The organism is Patescibacteria group bacterium (assembly GCA_027858235.1).
Classification (GTDB): Bacteria; Patescibacteriota; Patescibacteriia; order Patescibacteriales; family BM507; genus BM507.
This window is the reverse complement of the sequence record JAQIDC010000032.1, coordinates 24970-41242: the sequence shown is the minus strand read 5'-3', so window position 1 is coordinate 41242 and position 16273 is coordinate 24970. Positions and strand designations below refer to the sequence as shown.

Genomic DNA, 16273 nt, shown 5'->3' with positions numbered 1-16273 from the left:
CTCCTGCCGATTTGAGCCAGGGCAATTGTTTTGATAGCTCTTCTGAGATCACTGTGCCCTCGGACACTTGATATATTCCTCTTCGTTTTCCCAGATTCATATTTTCTCGGAGCGATACCGGCATATTTAGCTAGTTGTCTTTCTGACTTAAATCTATCTATATCTTTCACATAAGCAATCAGTTTTGAAGCAGTGATAATTCCGCAACCAGGACAAGATATTAAATATTGATAATTATCCCTAGCCATAATTTTTAATTCCTCATCTATCTCTTTTGTCTGAGTAGAAATCATTTTTAATCTAGTGACTAATCTTTCAATATGTTTTTTTTCAATATCTGAAACACTTGGCAAATCATCTATGGATGTTTTCAATAACCATTCGGGTTTTTCGATTGTTGGTCTGGTTGTTTTTTTAAAATCACGAATACTTGGATACTTGGTCCAGAAATCAAGTGTTCTTTTTCCGAAGACATCTTTTTGATATATTGTCTTATAGCTAAGTCCCCAGGCTTCATATAATGCCCAATGTAGCTTGTTTTTCACTCTAGTTTGTTCATATATCAAATCTTCTCTTTCCTGGACTAGAACATTCACTCCCTTGGCAAATTCAGTATTTTTGGTTAAAGTGAAATCAGGTAGCTTGTCAGTTCTCTGAACCGAGACTATTGCTATCTCCATCGCATCCTGGGAATCTGATTTTTCAGGATGCGTTTGGTATCTACGGTTTCTCTTCACAAGCACGGGGTTCACAGTCTTAATTGGGATTCCTTGTTTATACAGGAAACGAGCGAGGGAAGAGCCATTACCACCTGAATCCTCCAAACCAACCATTGGTTCTAGAGAGTTGGCTTTGGATGTTCCCAATATATTTTGTAATGCTTTTTGAAAACCATTATTATTGTTTTCAAAAGTTAATTCACATAGCTTTTCGCAAGCAATATTGGTACCTACCAAAGTATGTGTCTCCTTGTGGGTATCAACACCGACAAAGAGAGTTGAAATTTTGTTTTGCATACCTTTTGAGATTAATTAATTAAATCATGTCGGCCCAAGCCTCGTAATTTAGTCTCAAATGACAATATATTTACATGAATGGTCACCGATATGAGAACAGGAAAAGGTAGCAATCTGACCAGGGCCTCAAAACGGCAAGGTCTAGTGCGCTTCACCTTCTCCTGTTCCTACTATATCTCAAAAAGATATTACTTTTATTAACATATCTACTTAAAAGTTAACATACGAGGTCTAGCTTTCATCCCTATGATCTCTCCATTCCGCTGGCGCTACAGTCGAGATGACAAGAGGAAGCTTTGCAGGTGTCCGACAGATGTATAGTTAATTTAAAAAATAAAAATGCCATCCAAAAGAATTAAATTTGAATCAGGGGAGTTCTTTCATATTTATAATCGCGGAACTGATAAGCGCGATATTTTTTCAGATGTTTATGACTATGAAAGGTTTGTTTTGAGTTTAAAAGAATTTAATAATATCGAGCCAGTATATAGTTTATATCTTAAAAGCATGAAAGACGCGCATTTTAGACGTCCGACGTCTAAGGCCTTAGACGTCGGACGTCTAAAAACTCCGTTAGTTGAAATTATCGCGTATAGTTTATTACCCAATCATTTTCACATATTAGTAAAACAAAAAGAGGATGGAGGTATTTCTGAGTTTATGAAAAGAATGGGTGGTGGATATACCAAATTTTATAACAGTAAACATGAAAGGTCAGGTGCTTGGCAGAAATGGGCATTTGAGAGGAATTAAATGTTTGGAATTAAAAAAGAATTAACAGGCGAAGAATTTAATTAGACTTGACATTTTGGTGTAATATTTTACACTAAAGAGTGTAATAGATGAATCATCAAATTTATGATAAATTTTAATTCAAAAATAACTAGGAAAGTATTGGCATATTTCTTCTTGAATGAAAAAAGCGAGATGTATCTAAATGAAATTGCTAGAAAATTTGATGTTGATAGAGCAAATCTTTCTAGAAAATTGACCGAATGGGTATCTTTGGGGATTGTTGTAAAAAATAAAAAAGGAAATTTGAGTTTATATAAGATAAATCAGAACTACCCAATGCTTAGTGAGATGAAAAAAATTATTGCAAAAAGTTTTGGAGTGGAGGATGCAATGAAAAAAGCCCTTTTGAAAATTAAAGGGCTAGAACAAGCTTTTATTTTTGGTTCTTATGCCAAGGGGTTCTTCGGACCGGAAAGTGACTTAGATCTTTTGTTGGTAGGTTCACACGATTTTTTGAAGACGCAGAAAATTATTTCGAAACTTCAAAAACAATTTGATCGAGAAATAAACACCATAGACATGACAAGAGAAGAATTTTTAAAAAGTAAGGATAGGGAATTAATTAAGAATATTTTTAAAGGAAAAAATATTAAACTAATATAGCCATGAACTTTTCAAGTGAATTTTTTCAAGAATTTGATTTTTCCAAAGAAACTATCAAGAAATATCTAGCTTCTGGCCATAAAGATTTGAGAATTGCCAGAGAGGCAAAAGAATCCGATGTTGTTTTTCAGTTTTCCTATAATGCTTTTATAGAGCTTGGTATTTCCATGATTGCTGTTAAGGGATATAAGATTAAAACAAGGATGGGTCATCATATTAGAATAATAAATAATCTAGCCATGATTCTGGAAGACGAGGATATTGACGGATATGGAAATAGCATGAGGAAGACGAGAAATACAGAGTTATATGACGGCGGAATTATTATTAGTGAGAAGCAATCGACAGCATATTTTAAATTTGTAGATAAAGTGTTCTTGAAATCGGAACAATTTTTTAATAAATATTTTGGAGGGATGCTCTAAATTAAGTTCCCCGCTGGCTCCGGGTTGTACCCGGAGTTAAATGCAAGCAGTCAATCAATGAGACTTCCGTGAAGGATTGATGAGAGTTTTTAAAATAACACGCAAAACACACCCCGTCGCTATCGCGCCACCCCTCTCGAGAGGGGAATAAAAAATAAGTAATTCAAAATTAGAAATTAAAAATTATTTCCCCGCTGGCTCCGGGTTGTACCCGGAGTTGTAATGCAAACCGTAAAAATAAGAATTAAATTTATATTATACACAAAACTCTGCACCTAGACTCCAGGTAAAATACAAAGACAACAAGATTGTAGCATTTCTGGATTCCCGCCTTCGCGGGAATGACTAATTGATTGTTTTTCAGGTGTCCGACACCTGCAGAGTTAATTTAAAAAATAAGAATGCCATCAAAAAGAATAAAATTTGAAACGGGAGAATATTACCATATTTATAATCGCGGAACTGATAAGCGCGATATTTTTTCAGATGTTTATGATTATGAAAGGTTTGTTTTGAGTTTAAAAGAATTTAATAATGTCGAGCCAGTATATAGTTTATATCTGAAAAACATGAAAGACGCGCATTTTAGACGTCCGACGTCTAAGGCCTTAGACGTCGGACGTCTAAAAACTCCGTTAATTGAGATTATCGCGTATAGTTTATTACCTAACCACTTCCACTTACTTGTAAAACAAAAAGAGGATGGAGGTATTTCTGAGTTTATGAAAAGAATGGGTGGTGGATATACCAAATTTTATAACAGTAAACATGAAAGGTCAGGTTCATTATTCCAAGGAAAATTCAAAGCAGTTCATGTGGACTCTCAAAACTATCTAGAATATTTATCAGCTTATATAAATGCCAATTCAGAAATTCATAAAATAGAAAAAGCTGAAAAATATCGCTGGAGTTCTTGTTCTTATTATTTAGGTGAAAAAGAATTAGAGATTCCAGTTAATAAACAAACCATCCTAAAAAACTTTCAATCAATTGACGAATATGAAAAATTTGTTCAAGATGTAGTTAGGAGCTCTACTGAGAGGAAAGATGATGTTAAAAAATATTATTTAGAATAAAATAAATAGGTGTTATTAGACGTTGGACGTCTAAGTTTTAGTACTTTACTTTCGTTTTTTGTTCGTGTATAATGTTAATATAACGAAACATTTTTAGTTTGATAGTCTATGAATAAAAATAAAATAGCAATTTTTAAGGGAAAAGAAGTTCGTAGAATTATTTATAATAATGAATGGTGGTTTGTTGTTGAAGATATCGTTTTGTCATTAATTGATTCAAAAGATCCTAAGCAGTATATACAAAAAATAAAACAGAGAGACTTGGAATTAGCTAAGGGGTGGGTACAAATTGTACATACCCTTGAAGTAAAAACTGAAGGAGGTAAACAAAAAATGAATTGTGCAAATACTGAAGGAATCTTCCGGATAATCCAATCTATTCCATCTCCAAAAGCAGAACCTTTTAAAAGATGGTTAGCCAGGGTTGGATACGAAAGAGTAAAAGAAATAGAAGACCCAGAATTGGCCACTAAAAGAACTAGAGCTCTATACAAAGCAAAAGGGTATTCTGATGACTGGATTGAAAAGAGAATGCGAGGAATTGCAATTCGTGAAGAACTCACAGACGAGTGGAAAAATAGGGGAGCAGAAAGAAATAAAGATTATGAAATTTTAACAGCGGAAATATCCAAAGCAACATTTGGAATAACACCATCTGAATACAGGAAACACAAGGGTTTGAAAAGAGAAAATTTGCGTGACCATATGGATGATTTTGAATTAATATTTTCAATGCTTGGTGAAAGGTCAACAACAGAAATTCATCGTAATGAAGATTCAAAGGGGGTGAGTAAATTAAAGTCAGATGCCAAGGCTGGTGGAGATATAGCGGGATCAGCTAGGAAGAAACTAGAAAAAAGACTCGGAAGGTCGATTGTGAAGAAAGATAATTTTTTAGAAAATAAAGAAGATAAAAAATTAAAATAGTTTATAAAGTATTTTTTGGTTTTTCTGTTCCGCTGGCTCCGGGTTGTACCCGGAGTTCCTAATGCAAGTTGTGAAAACAAAGATTGACTTAAAATTGTAAATTAACTTCTGCACTTAAACTCCAGGCAAAGCCGTGGAGTCAGCAGTAAGAAAAAATAAAATAAAAAACTTTTAACTTTATACTTTTAACTTTTAACTAATACATATGACAACAAAAGAAATTTACAATCTAGCTGTGAAGCTGGGCATTGAGAATGATTTAAGAGGAGAGGCTTATGTTAATAAAACATTGGCTAGGACGAAAAAGAAATATGAGAAAATGGACAAGGAGAAAAAAGAGTTTTTTGATGTGGAAAAATTAAACAATCCTTACTCTGACACTCGTGTTTTAGCTGACCACAAAAAAAAGAAAATTAAAAAGCTTTTGGTTGGGATTGACATGGAGACACCAGAACTTTTGCTTGCTGATAAATTAGGTGATATCGATTTGGTTATTGCACATCATCCAGAGGGTGTCGCTCTTTCTGATTTGTCTGATGTGATGTATTTGCAAGTAGATATTTTAGCGGGTTACGGTGTGCCGATAAATGTAGCCGAGGCTTTGATGAAGCAAAGAGTAAATGAAGTTAGTCGAGGGATATCTCCAGTTAATCACAACAGGGCAGTGGACTCAGCGAAGTTACTTAAGATGGACTATATGTGTACACATACGATTGCTGACAATCTTGGTGCTAATTTTTTGGTTAAACTTTTTGAAAAGAAAAAACCAGAATATGTTGATGAAATATTAAAGTTATTAAATGAGATTCCAGAATATAAAGAATCAAATAAACATTATGCTGGACCTCGTCTTTTTACTGGTGCTCCTGAAAATAGATGTGGCAAGATTGCTGTAACTGAATTTACTGGTGGAACAAGTGGTTCAAAAGAAATGTATGAAAAAATGTCTCAAGCAGGTGTGGGAACAATCATTTCGATGCATATGGGAGAAGACTATAGGAAAGAAGCAGAAAAATATCACATGAATGTTGTAATAGCAGGCCATATGGCCTCTGATTCTCTTGGGATGAATTTGTTTTTGGATGAAGTAGAGAAAAAGGGCGTTGAGGTTGTGACTACTTCTGGGTTGATACGGGTAAAGAGAGGGAAGTAGAGTATTTGTTTTAAATTTATTTATGATCTTTCGACTTCGTTAGCACTTCGCTCAAGATGACAAAGGAAGGATGTGGGTTGTTTATTCGACTACTCCGCCAGCTGGCGGATTCGCTTCCCGCAAATGACGGGACAGGCAAGATGACAAAAAAAGAAAATATTAAATTCTTATAGAAAAGGGTAACGTTACTGTAACGTTACCTTATTTCTTTTACACAATTTCCTAATTTTGGTATAATAATGATATAAAAAATATAACATTTAACACAGTCTTAGAATAATGAATGTTGAAATAAGGAGAAAATTAGATATTAACCTGTTTATAATAAAAGCCAGGTGGTTTTATATTATTGGCCTTTTTTTGCTTGCTTATTTTGCTTACAATAATGATAAACTAGTTAGTAGTTTTTCAATTTTATCTTTACTAGCAATATTTATCTTCTCACTTTTTGTAAATAAAATATTTTCTTCGTTTGCTAATAGAATTGAAAAAAAACCAGAAGTAATAAAGGTAAACATACTTAGTATAGTTCAGTTAGTAGTTGAAGTTGGAATTTTTGGTTACATCACCTATCTTATGGGTGATTTTGTTTTTATTCCTTTCCTTTTATTTTTCTTTTCAATCCTTTCAGCTTCTTTTATCTTTGGGATTGCTGGTTCTCTCGCTTTTTCTCTTTTTTCTGGATTTTTGATTATAATGATTTATTTTTTGCAAAGCCTCTCTTTTATCCCTGCTAAAGTAGACCTAGATTTATTCGATTTAAATGCCTTCGTTTCAAAGACGCTGTTGGTTTCATTTTTCTATTTAATGTTTTCTTTTTTGGCTGGTCTTGGTTCTCAAACTATTTTTTCAAAAGAAAAAGAATTGTCAGAAAAATCAGAAAAGCTTGATAGCGAAATAGAACTAAGAGCCAATAAAATGCAAGACTTTGATAAAACATCAAGCCTTCTTATGGATAGGGACAAGGAGCTTATTATAATGAATGATACAATTGATAAAAAATTAAAAGAACTTGAAGTAGCTCAAAAATCTCAAATCAGGGCATTTCGTGACTTGAAAGAAGCAGAGAAAAAAACGCAACTAGAAAAAGACAAAATTGAAGCTATTATCTCTAACTTTGTCGACCCAATTATGGTTCTTGATCCTGATGATAAAATAGTTTTGTTTAACCCATCTGCTGAGAATATTTTTGGTTTATCGAAAGATTCATTTGGGAAAAAGGTTTCTAAAAAAGGGAACTACTCAATGAAAAATATTAAAGAGTTAATTAAATATGAATACAGCGTAAAGATTGCAGAAGAGTTGAAGATTGATGACGATTCCATAGAAGAAATTGTTATTGATAATGGTGATGGAGAGCAAACTTATAAGGTGACAACTTCTGGAGTAATAGGTAAAAACAAAGAAAATCTTGGAACCATGAAGATATTTTATAACTTGACGCGTGAGAAGATGATTGATAAATTAAAGTCAGAATTTATATCTATTGCTGCCCATCAATTGCGTACGCCACTTTCTGCTATCAAGTGGTCAATTAAAATGATTTTGGATGGTGATGCCGGCGCTTTGAATGAGGAACAAGATGAGATTTTGACAAAAGGCTATGAAAGTAATGAGAGGATAATTATCTTGGTCAACGACATGTTAAATGTTTCTCGTATTGAAGAAGGTAGATTTGGTTATTCATTTGAAATGTCTAGTTTTTATGAGGTCTTTGATCAAGTCTCGACAAATCTAGCCCAAAGAATAAAAGAGGCTGACTTGAAGTTTAGTTTAAGCATCCCAGAAAAAGTTCCAAATATTTACATGGACAAAACAAAGATGACCATGGTTCTTCAAAATCTTTTAGAAAATGCTGTTAAATACACCCAGGCTCATGGTAAGCTTTCGCTGATATTAGAAGTAGAGGAGAAATTTATCAAAATTAAAGTAAAAGACAATGGGGTAGGTGTTCCAAAGGACGATCAAGAGAAGTTGTTTTCTAAATTTTTTAGAGCTTCAAATGTTGTCAGACTTCAAACAGAAGGGTCTGGACTTGGATTATTTATCGTTAAAAATGTAGTTGAAAAACATGGAGGTAAAATACTTTGTAATTCAGAAGAAGGGGTAGGAACGGAATTTATTGTGACATTGCCAATAACTAGTGAAATTAAAGATAATAATTAATTTATAATTAAATATATGGCAGAAAAAATTAAAATTCTTCTAATTGAGGATGAAGAAGCCTTGGTTGAAGTTCTTAGTACAAAACTCGATAAAGAGGGCTATGAGGTTAAAGTTGGATTCGATGGGGAGGAAGGTTATGACATGATAGCTGAATTTATGCCAGACATGATTTTGCTTGATATTGTAATGCCTAAAATGGATGGTTATGATGTGCTTGAAAAAATGAAAGAAAACAATATAAAAATTCCGGTAATTATTATTTCAAATTCTGGCCAACCAGTAGAGATTGAAAAAACAAAGCAATTGGGAGCTATTGACCATCTTATTAAAACGCAATTCAACCCTACGGACGTTATTACAATGATTCAAAGATATATTGATGGAAATAAAGAGATTGGACAAAACACTGGAGGAGGCGACAGTGAAACAGAAAAGATAGTTCCTGAAATTCAGTTACCAAAAATAGAAGATCCAAATGCCAACAAGCTAGGTATTAATGTTTTATTGGTTGAAGATGACAGTTTTCTTCGCGACATCTCCAGCAGGAAACTCACTAAAGAAGGATTCACTGTTTTTGAAGCAGTCGATGGAGAACAGGCAGTAATAGGTGCTTCTCAAGTAAATCCAGATATAATACTTCTTGATATAATTTTGCCAATATATGATGGTTTTCAAATTTTAGAGAAAATAAGAGCAAGTCCAGATCCAAAAGTAAGCAAAACTCCAATCATTATGCTTTCAAACCTAGGTCAGGACAATGATATCAAACGCGCAATGGATATGGGAGCTAATGACTATCTCGTCAAAGCCCATTTTACAACAGAAGAGATAGTTGGAAAGATTAAAAGCCACTTAGGGAAATAAGTTCACATAGCATGTAACACATAACATGTAACATAAAAAGGTATAGAATTAATTCTATACCTTTTTTATATGGGGAAATTTTAATTTTAAGAAGGCGAATATTAGATTTTTTATCTAGCTTATTATTGACAATAACGTAAAAAGATGATAAAAAGAGAATGATTTAAATATAGTGGTTCTTTTAATTAGTGAAAACTTAGCACGGATGGTCCGAAAAAAGTTTTAGACTGGCTCTAAAACTGCTAAGTTAACACATCTTTTGTCTTGCCGGTGGCGGTGAGAAAGGAGAAAGAAAATGAGTGAGAACGCAAAGCAAAACATAAGGCTCAATCTTGATGAAAACGGAATGATTGTTCTCGATCCTGGTCAGGAAATTGTGGTTAAAGGTCGGGGAGGTTGGCTTAATAGGCTTACTGGAACTCCTGATGGAGCTGATCTTTTGCATTACAATCCAGCCGACAATGGGATAAAAAAATTCTATGAGTATTCTACTCATGAAAATCCACATGGTGCCGGTATTGTTTTTCAGGAGCCAGATCTAGGGATTCCTCTTGACACCATTGGTGTTTCCGAAGAAGGGAAATTAATCGGGATGCTGGTTGTTAATGATTCCGGTGATGTGGTTGAGAGGTTTTCTATCACCAATGCAATGTTAAGGCTAAAAAAGGTAGTATTAGTTTCTTCCGAGGGGGAATTGTCGATCAATGGTGAGTTTAAGGGCTTTTTGTCTTTACTTTTTTCGCCAGATAAAAATCGTCTCTCAGGCTATGTGGGAATTTTTACTCCCAAAAAACCGGAAGTTGTGAAAGTAGCTGAGATGGAAAATTTGATTTTCTCAAGTTTTATGTAGTCGCTCCTTTATCTATTTTTTATGGCTGGTATGCAAGTACCAGCCTTTTTCTTGCCTAATAGTTTTTTTATTTATATAATAAGAATACAAAATATGAATGAAATTATAAATTTCTCTTCAGAAAAAAAAACCAACAAAGAGGGCGGAGCTTTAGATATTGTAACTAATCTAGAGTCTTTTTTAGCCGAAAATAAAATTGATGATATAAAAAAATTTCTTTCAGATCCGCTTTCGAGGGAGAGGCTTATTTATGACAGAGGGAGGAAAAATAAAAATCAATATTTATTCCTAGATTCTTTTAATTCTTTTTTGGAGGAATCTTCTGGATCAAATCTTGAGTCAATTGATGAACGAAGATTGCTAGAGATAATCCATCGGGAGAATATTCCTGAATCAGTATTGTCTGACTTGGTTTCTATCGCATATCACGCTCGAGACGAAAAACTTTTCTACAAACTTGTTGGAGTGGTTTTCGAAAACCAAGATATGCTAGAAGATAAAACTGTTTTGCATTATGTTAAACATCATCTTGCTTCCTGGAAAGGAGTAGTTGAGCAGAACAAAAAAGAAGCAATGTCTTTAAATGATGAAGTTGGAGAAGAGACTGATGATAGATCTTTGCAGGCAAAAGCTAAATATGGACGTATTTTTAATAGTGCCATAAAGATACCAGAGAAAGCAGTAATATTTAAAAAAGAAATAATACCAGAGCTTGAAGATGCTGGTAATAATAAAGATGCTATTCGAGCTAAGCAAGAGTTGGCACATTTGAATTTACAAAAAGCTCAGAATATCTGGAATAATTTATCAAAAAAAGACCAAAGTGAAATGATTGTTATAGATAAATTGGTGGAAGATGTTATTCAGACAAGTTTGGACACTTTTGGGACTCTTGAAAATCAAGCATACACAAACGCCGAAATTAGATCTTATGAATTGCTGGCAGATGCTTATGACTTTCGTTACAAGTACACCAATAATAAAAAAGATTATGAAGCATCAAAAATATATGAAAGTAAAGCTTCAAACAGAAAGGAAATATTAGGAATAAAATAATTTTAAATTAAAATGCAGATTCTTTCTTGGATGCTGTTTTTATTCGTTTAAAAGTTGATTTTTTAGCTTAAAAAAGCTAAAGTATTTGTATATGAATAATACAAAAAAAGAGAAATCTAGTTCAGATGATGATGCTACGAGACTAAGGGAGAGACTTTCTAATCCTGCATCAAGTCCAATTGATGATGTTGTTGGTATGATGCTTAAAAGTGACGCAAAATCATGTAAATTGGCCAGTGCTAGATTAAGTCAAATCGAAGAAAAAGACTCTTCGGCAAACTCAGGGCAGGCGGAAGGAAAAAAATAGTGATAAAAAATAGTTAGAATTATAAGACCTCCGATGTCTTTAAGGACATCTGAGGTCTAGAATATTGCAGATGAAGAAAATAAACAAAATTGAGCTACTCGCGCCGGCGGGGAATATTACAAAAATGAAAACGGCTTTTTTGTTTGGAGCAGATGCTGTTTATGCTGGAATTCCGGATTTTTCTTTGCGAGTTCGTATTAATGATTTTTCTCTTGATACTCTTAGAGAGGGACTTGAATATGCTCATTCCAAGGGAAAGAAAATGTATGTGACAGTTAATATTTTTGCACACAATGAACATGTTGAAAAACTTCCAAAATATATTCGTGAACTTAAAAAAATTGGAGTTGATGCTCTAATCGCATCGGACCCAGGTGTAATAGCTACTATAAAAAAAGTTTGGCCTAAAGCCGAAATTCATTTATCAACTCAGGCTAACTGTACTAACTGGCAATCAGCTAAATTTTGGTATGACCAAGGAATAAAAAGAGTTATATTAGGTAGAGAAGTGACACTTAAGGAGATTAAAGAAATTAAAAAGAGGGTGCCAAAAATTGAGTTAGAATATTTTGTTCACGGAGCTATGTGTATGGCCTATTCTGGGAGATGCTTTCTTTCAAAACATTTTGTAGACAAGTCCGCCAATCTAGGGGATTGTGTTCAGCCTTGTCGTTGGAACTTTTTTATTTCCGAGGAAAAGCGACCAGGGATGCCACTTGAAATAGTGGAAGAAGAGCATGGAACATATATTCTAAATTCGAAAGACTTGTGTTTAATAAAACATTTGGATAAATTAAAAGAAGCGGGAGTAGAAAGTTTCAAAATAGAAGGACGCGCTAAGAGTATTTATTACCTAGCAACTGTAGTTGGTGCATATAATAAGGCTATCAATATGCTGAATACTTCGACAAGCTCCACGCCAGAGGACGGGCAGGCAGCACGGGGGAAAAAGGAGATAAATAAACTATACAAAGAACTTTTTGATAAACTTGTTCACAGAGGATATACGACAGGATTTTTATTAGGCGAGAAAGCTGATGAGAATAGAGATAATTCTCATATCTTAGGTTCTTGGGAGTTTTGTGGAGAGGTTGTCGCCAGCAAAAAACATAAAACAAAGTACGAAACAGTTGTTAGGGTCCACAATTCTATGAAAATCGGATATTCTATTGAAATGCTGACTCCAGCCTATGAAATAGTAAAAATGAAAATCACTAAGTTGTTTGATATTAAAAAAGATGAATTTATTGAATCTGCTCATGGTGGACAGGGGACAGAGGTGATAATTGAAACAAAAGTGAAAATTCCACAAGGAAGTGTTGTGAGAAGGAAGTTGAATTAAATTTCTAATTTTGAATTTTGAATTTCGATTCAATTTCGAATGTTTAAAAATTAAGTAATTAGTTATTCAATCAAAATTCAAAATTAATAATTAAATATTCACACATGATTGCCTACTTAGAAGGAAAAATTTTAAACAAAGGAAAGGATTTTCTTATTATTAAAACAGGTGGCATTGGCTACAAGGTTTTTGTAAACACAGCCTTGATATCCGAGTTTGATATTGGACAAGAAGCAGAACTTTTTATTTACCACCACATTACCGAACAAAGTAGCCTTCTTTTCGGATTAAAAAATCCAGAAGAACAGGAATTCTTTGAAATGATTTTATCTGTTTCTGGTATTGGACCAAAAACAGCCCTTAATGTTCTGGCGGCTGCTAGTATTTATGAAATTAAAGATTCAATTTCACGAGGTGAGCCCGACTTATTAAATAAAGTTTCTGGTATTGGTCCAAAAACTGCAGAACGAGTAGTCCTTGAACTCAGAAATAAAATTGGTCATATAGAAATGTCAGCAAACTCAAAGAACGCTACTGGCGGCTTTGCTAGTGGTGATGAAATAGACGCTTTAATTAGTCTCGGCTACTCCATGACCCAGGCGAGAGATGCTTTAAGGAGTATTGATAAAGATATTAAAGATAGTGGAGAAAGAATTAAAGAAGCTTTAAAGAAAATAGGTTAAACCAATGAAAATAGTTAAGATTGAAAAAAAAGATTTAAATAAGCTTCTTGAAAAAGAAAAGCATTCTCAGTTTTTGCAATCTTGGGAATGGGGAGTATTTCAAGAAGATAGTGGAAATGAAATTTTTAGATTAGGTGTAGAGCTTGATGGCGTTTTTGTCGCTGTGGCCACACTTATTAAGAAATCGATTGGTCTAGGAAAGAATTATTTTTATTGTCCGAGAGGACCGATCATAAGTACACAACACACAACACACAACACACAACATGGAATAGAAGAGTTTTTATTTAATGAAATAAAAAATTTAGCTAAAAAAGAAGGATCAATATTTCTTCGGCTCGAGCCTTTAATAAATATTAATAATTCAACCCTAGACATTCGCAAGTCAATCGACCTTCAGCCAAAAAAAACTTTAATGTTGGATTTGTCTTTGTCCGAAGATGTCATTCTTAAAGGAATGCATCAAAAAACTCGCTACAACATTCGCCTTGCTCAAAAAAAGGGAGTTGAAATAGTTAAGGGGAGTGTTGACGACTTTGATAATTTTTGGAATCTCATGGGTAGCACCTCAGAAAGAGATGGTTTTAGGACTCACGGTAAAGAACACTACAGAAAACTTTTAAATCTTGATTTTGTTAAAATATATTTTGCAAAATATAATAATAAAATTGTAGCCACAGCCTTGTTTTCATTTTTTGGAGACACAGTTACATATATGCATGGTGCTTCTGCGAATGAACATAGAAACGTGATGGCGCCATTTCTTCTTCAGTGGGAGGCTGCTATGTTGGCCAAAGGTGAGGGATATAAATATTATGATTTTTATGGGATAGATGAAAAAAAATGGCCTGGAGTAACTCGTTTTAAGAAAGGGTTTGGTGGTTTTGAACTAGATTATCCAGGAACTCTAGACATGGTATTTAATTGGGTGTGGTATAATGTTTATCAAATAGCTAGAAAAGTGAGAAGGGGAATTAAATAGTTTCCAATTTACAGTTTTCAATTTTCAGTGAATTTACAATTAGCAATTTTCAAACAAGAATCTAAAAAATTTAATAAATATATTAAGAAATTGAAAATTTATTGAAAATTAATAATTAGAAATTGAAAATTATACAATACTATTTAAATAGACCCACTAGAAGTTAAATAAAATTTAATTAAAATAATAAAATGAAAACTATTAACCCATTATATATACTAAAAAAATTAATACCAAAACCTATTTTTAATGCTGTCCAACCAGCCTATCATTTTTTGTTTAGTTTTGTTTCCGCTCTGGTTTATGGGAAACCATCTGAAAAATTAATTGTCGTTGGTGTAACTGGCACGACTGGAAAAACCTCCAGTGTTTATTTAATGGCGAAGGTTCTGGAGGGAGCAGGTCTAAAAACTGGCTACACTTCTACAGCTATGTTTAACGACGGGAAAAAAGAGTGGTTGAATGATAAAAAGATGACAATGCTTGGAAGATTCTTTACGCAGAGAATGCTAGCGAGAATGGTGGCCAACAAATGTAAAGTAGCCATAGTGGAAACATCATCTGAGGGAATAAAGCAGTTTAGACATAAGTTTATTAATTATGATATTTTACTCGTGACAGGCCTCTATCCCGAGCATATTGAATCTCATGGAAGTTTTGAGGAATACAAAAAAGCGAAAGGAAAACTTTTTGCCCATCTTAAAACATGCAAACCTAAGTATATGGATGAAAACTACGATATAGTTAGAACAGATAGCGGTATTAAAAAAACAGAATTAGAAAAAGTTAAAAAAACAATTCTAGCCGACCTGGAAGATGAACACGTTGAATATTTCATGAGTTTTTGGGCCGAACAAAAAAGTGGGTATACTGGGGATGTAGAAAATATAAAACTCAGCAAAGAAATAAAAAAAGATATTAAAGTTTTTGAATATCGAGATGTTGAGATTGATAAAAATGGCACAAAATATATTGTTGAAGAAGAAAGCATTAGCCTGTCTTTGCTTGGAATAATGAGTGTAAAAAACTCTCTTAATGCTTTTCTATTGGCCAAGACCCTGAATTTAGATATTGAAAAAATAAAAAAATCATTAGCGGACATTGAGGGAATAGCTGGGAGGCTTGAGAAAATAGATGAAGGGCAAAATTTTACAGTTATTGTTGATTATGCTTTTGAACCAAGGGCTGTTGGAAAATTATATGAAACTGTAAAACTTATCCCTCACAATAAAATAATACATGTTTTGGGTTCAGCTGGGGGCGGGAGAGATGTTTCTCGTAGACCCATCCTTGGAAAGCTTGCTGGAGAAAATGCCGACATCATAATAGTTACAGATGAAGATCCCTACGATGATAACCCTGAAATAATAATAGACCAGGTTTTTGTTGGGGCAGAAAAGGCAGGGAAATTAGAAAATGATAGTTTATTTAAGATATTAGATAGAAGAGATGCAATAAAAAAAGCAATAAAACTAGCTCAAGAAAATGATATTCTATTGGTAACAGGGAAGGGAAGTGAGCAGGCAATAGTAAGAAAAAATGGAGAAAAAGAACCCTGGGACGATAGAGCTGTAATTAGAGGAATGTTGTCAGAAAATAAAGAAAGAACCGCTGTGGATAAAAATGGGATATCTTTTTTGGAAAATTAGTATTTTTACCTAATATTAAATAAATAAGTAGATATTGACTTTTTTGAAAAAATACTTGACATACAAGCTCATCTTTGTTATTATTTATTCACAAATCAAAAAAATATTTCAAAACAAAAACAGTAAGATGAAAACAATTTATTTGTTTTTTTCTTTTTTAAAATCCCCAAGCATTCTAAAAAAGTTTCATTTTTACTCCTCTAAAACGTGAAAAAATGTTTTTTTAGTAAAATTTAAAGTACTCATCCCGTCAAAGATTTATATCTTGACGGTACAAAATAACTCAAGCCAGTTTAAGGATTGAGATTTTTTGTTGTTAAAGAAAATTTAATATATTTCATAAGCTTAAAAGCCGGCAAAAACTTTGGTGGTGAAACTA

General features: G+C 33.4%; 16 protein-coding genes. 15 read left to right on the top strand and 1 reads right to left on the bottom strand.

Annotated features, from left to right (window positions below; genetic code table 11):
- Positions 1 to 1016, bottom strand: a 1016-nt coding sequence (locus tag PF572_03155; GenBank protein ID MDA3840064.1) for an IS110 family transposase, incomplete at its 3' end; no start/stop codon positions are given.
- A gap of 339 nt (positions 1017 to 1355) precedes the next feature.
- On the opposite strand from PF572_03155, the gene PF572_03150 reads away from it, so the two are divergent.
- The 15 genes from PF572_03150 (at position 1356) to murE (ending at position 15894) form a co-directional block, all read left to right on the top strand.
- The gene (locus tag PF572_03150) at positions 1356 to 1769 is read left to right on the top strand and encodes a transposase (GenBank protein MDA3840063.1); all 414 of its coding nucleotides are present in this window, start codon (positions 1356 to 1358) and stop codon (positions 1767 to 1769) included.
- A gap of 105 nt (positions 1770 to 1874) precedes the next feature.
- Complete coding sequence (locus PF572_03145) at positions 1875 to 2414, top strand: nucleotidyltransferase domain-containing protein (GenBank protein MDA3840062.1); 540 nt, start codon at positions 1875 to 1877, stop codon at positions 2412 to 2414.
- A 2-nt stretch (positions 2415 to 2416) separates the two neighbouring features.
- Positions 2417 to 2839 carry a hypothetical protein gene (locus PF572_03140; GenBank protein ID MDA3840061.1) on the top strand — a complete coding sequence of 141 codons (423 nt, stop codon included), beginning with the start codon at positions 2417 to 2419 and terminating at the stop codon, positions 2837 to 2839.
- Between the two features lie 401 nt (positions 2840 to 3240).
- On the top strand, positions 3241 to 3915 hold the full coding sequence (locus PF572_03135) for a transposase (protein ID MDA3840060.1): 675 nt from the start codon (positions 3241 to 3243) through the stop codon (positions 3913 to 3915).
- Positions 3916 to 4023: 108 nt separating this feature from the next.
- Complete coding sequence (locus PF572_03130; protein ID MDA3840059.1) at positions 4024 to 4842, top strand: Bro-N domain-containing protein; 819 nt, start codon at positions 4024 to 4026, stop codon at positions 4840 to 4842.
- 205 nt (positions 4843 to 5047) lie between these two features.
- Positions 5048 to 5995: an NGG1p interacting factor NIF3 gene (locus PF572_03125; protein MDA3840058.1), complete on the top strand. Its 948-nt coding sequence runs from the start codon at positions 5048 to 5050 to the stop codon at positions 5993 to 5995.
- A gap of 279 nt (positions 5996 to 6274) precedes the next feature.
- A complete protein-coding gene (locus PF572_03120; GenBank protein MDA3840057.1) occupies positions 6275 to 8161 on the top strand; it encodes an ATP-binding protein in 1887 nt (628 codons plus the stop codon).
- A gap of 15 nt (positions 8162 to 8176) precedes the next feature.
- The gene (locus tag PF572_03115; protein ID MDA3840056.1) at positions 8177 to 9025 is read left to right on the top strand and encodes a response regulator; all 849 of its coding nucleotides are present in this window, start codon (positions 8177 to 8179) and stop codon (positions 9023 to 9025) included.
- 295 nt (positions 9026 to 9320) lie between these two features.
- Positions 9321 to 9875 carry a hypothetical protein gene (locus PF572_03110; GenBank protein MDA3840055.1) on the top strand — a complete coding sequence of 185 codons (555 nt, stop codon included), beginning with the start codon at positions 9321 to 9323 and terminating at the stop codon, positions 9873 to 9875.
- 93 nt (positions 9876 to 9968) lie between these two features.
- Positions 9969 to 10931: a hypothetical protein gene (locus tag PF572_03105; protein ID MDA3840054.1), complete on the top strand. Its 963-nt coding sequence runs from the start codon at positions 9969 to 9971 to the stop codon at positions 10929 to 10931.
- A gap of 91 nt (positions 10932 to 11022) precedes the next feature.
- Complete coding sequence (locus tag PF572_03100) at positions 11023 to 11238, top strand: hypothetical protein (protein MDA3840053.1); 216 nt, start codon at positions 11023 to 11025, stop codon at positions 11236 to 11238.
- 70 nt (positions 11239 to 11308) lie between these two features.
- On the top strand, positions 11309 to 12580 hold the full coding sequence (locus PF572_03095) for a U32 family peptidase C-terminal domain-containing protein (protein ID MDA3840052.1): 1272 nt from the start codon (positions 11309 to 11311) through the stop codon (positions 12578 to 12580).
- Between the two features lie 104 nt (positions 12581 to 12684).
- On the top strand, positions 12685 to 13263 hold the full coding sequence (gene ruvA, locus PF572_03090; GenBank protein ID MDA3840051.1) for a Holliday junction branch migration protein RuvA: 579 nt from the start codon (positions 12685 to 12687) through the stop codon (positions 13261 to 13263).
- 4 nt (positions 13264 to 13267) lie between these two features.
- On the top strand, positions 13268 to 14245 hold the full coding sequence (locus tag PF572_03085; protein MDA3840050.1) for a peptidoglycan bridge formation glycyltransferase FemA/FemB family protein: 978 nt from the start codon (positions 13268 to 13270) through the stop codon (positions 14243 to 14245).
- A gap of 191 nt (positions 14246 to 14436) precedes the next feature.
- A complete protein-coding gene (gene murE, locus PF572_03080) occupies positions 14437 to 15894 on the top strand; it encodes a UDP-N-acetylmuramyl-tripeptide synthetase (GenBank protein MDA3840049.1) in 1458 nt (485 codons plus the stop codon).
- Positions 15895 to 16273: the final 379 nt, after the last annotated feature.

Excerpts from the sequence above, each read along its gene's own strand:
- PF572_03150 (MDA3840063.1), top strand. The coding sequence starts at position 1,356 with ATGCCATCCAAAAGAATTAAATTTGAATCAGGGGAGTTCTTTCATATT.
- PF572_03145 (MDA3840062.1), top strand. The coding sequence starts at position 1,875 with ATGATAAATTTTAATTCAAAAATAACTAGGAAAGTATTGGCATATTTC.
- PF572_03140 (MDA3840061.1), top strand. The coding sequence starts at position 2,417 with ATGAACTTTTCAAGTGAATTTTTTCAAGAATTTGATTTTTCCAAAGAA.
- PF572_03135 (MDA3840060.1), top strand. The coding sequence starts at position 3,241 with ATGCCATCAAAAAGAATAAAATTTGAAACGGGAGAATATTACCATATT.
- PF572_03130 (MDA3840059.1), top strand. The coding sequence starts at position 4,024 with ATGAATAAAAATAAAATAGCAATTTTTAAGGGAAAAGAAGTTCGTAGA.
- PF572_03125 (MDA3840058.1), top strand. The coding sequence starts at position 5,048 with ATGACAACAAAAGAAATTTACAATCTAGCTGTGAAGCTGGGCATTGAG.
- PF572_03120 (MDA3840057.1), top strand. The coding sequence starts at position 6,275 with ATGAATGTTGAAATAAGGAGAAAATTAGATATTAACCTGTTTATAATA.
- PF572_03115 (MDA3840056.1), top strand. The coding sequence starts at position 8,177 with ATGGCAGAAAAAATTAAAATTCTTCTAATTGAGGATGAAGAAGCCTTG.
- PF572_03110 (MDA3840055.1), top strand. The coding sequence starts at position 9,321 with ATGAGTGAGAACGCAAAGCAAAACATAAGGCTCAATCTTGATGAAAAC.
- PF572_03105 (MDA3840054.1), top strand. The coding sequence starts at position 9,969 with ATGAATGAAATTATAAATTTCTCTTCAGAAAAAAAAACCAACAAAGAG.
- PF572_03100 (MDA3840053.1), top strand. The coding sequence starts at position 11,023 with ATGAATAATACAAAAAAAGAGAAATCTAGTTCAGATGATGATGCTACG.
- PF572_03095 (MDA3840052.1), top strand. The coding sequence starts at position 11,309 with ATGAAGAAAATAAACAAAATTGAGCTACTCGCGCCGGCGGGGAATATT.
- ruvA (MDA3840051.1), top strand. The coding sequence starts at position 12,685 with ATGATTGCCTACTTAGAAGGAAAAATTTTAAACAAAGGAAAGGATTTT.
- PF572_03085 (MDA3840050.1), top strand. The coding sequence starts at position 13,268 with ATGAAAATAGTTAAGATTGAAAAAAAAGATTTAAATAAGCTTCTTGAA.
- murE (MDA3840049.1), top strand. The coding sequence starts at position 14,437 with ATGAAAACTATTAACCCATTATATATACTAAAAAAATTAATACCAAAA.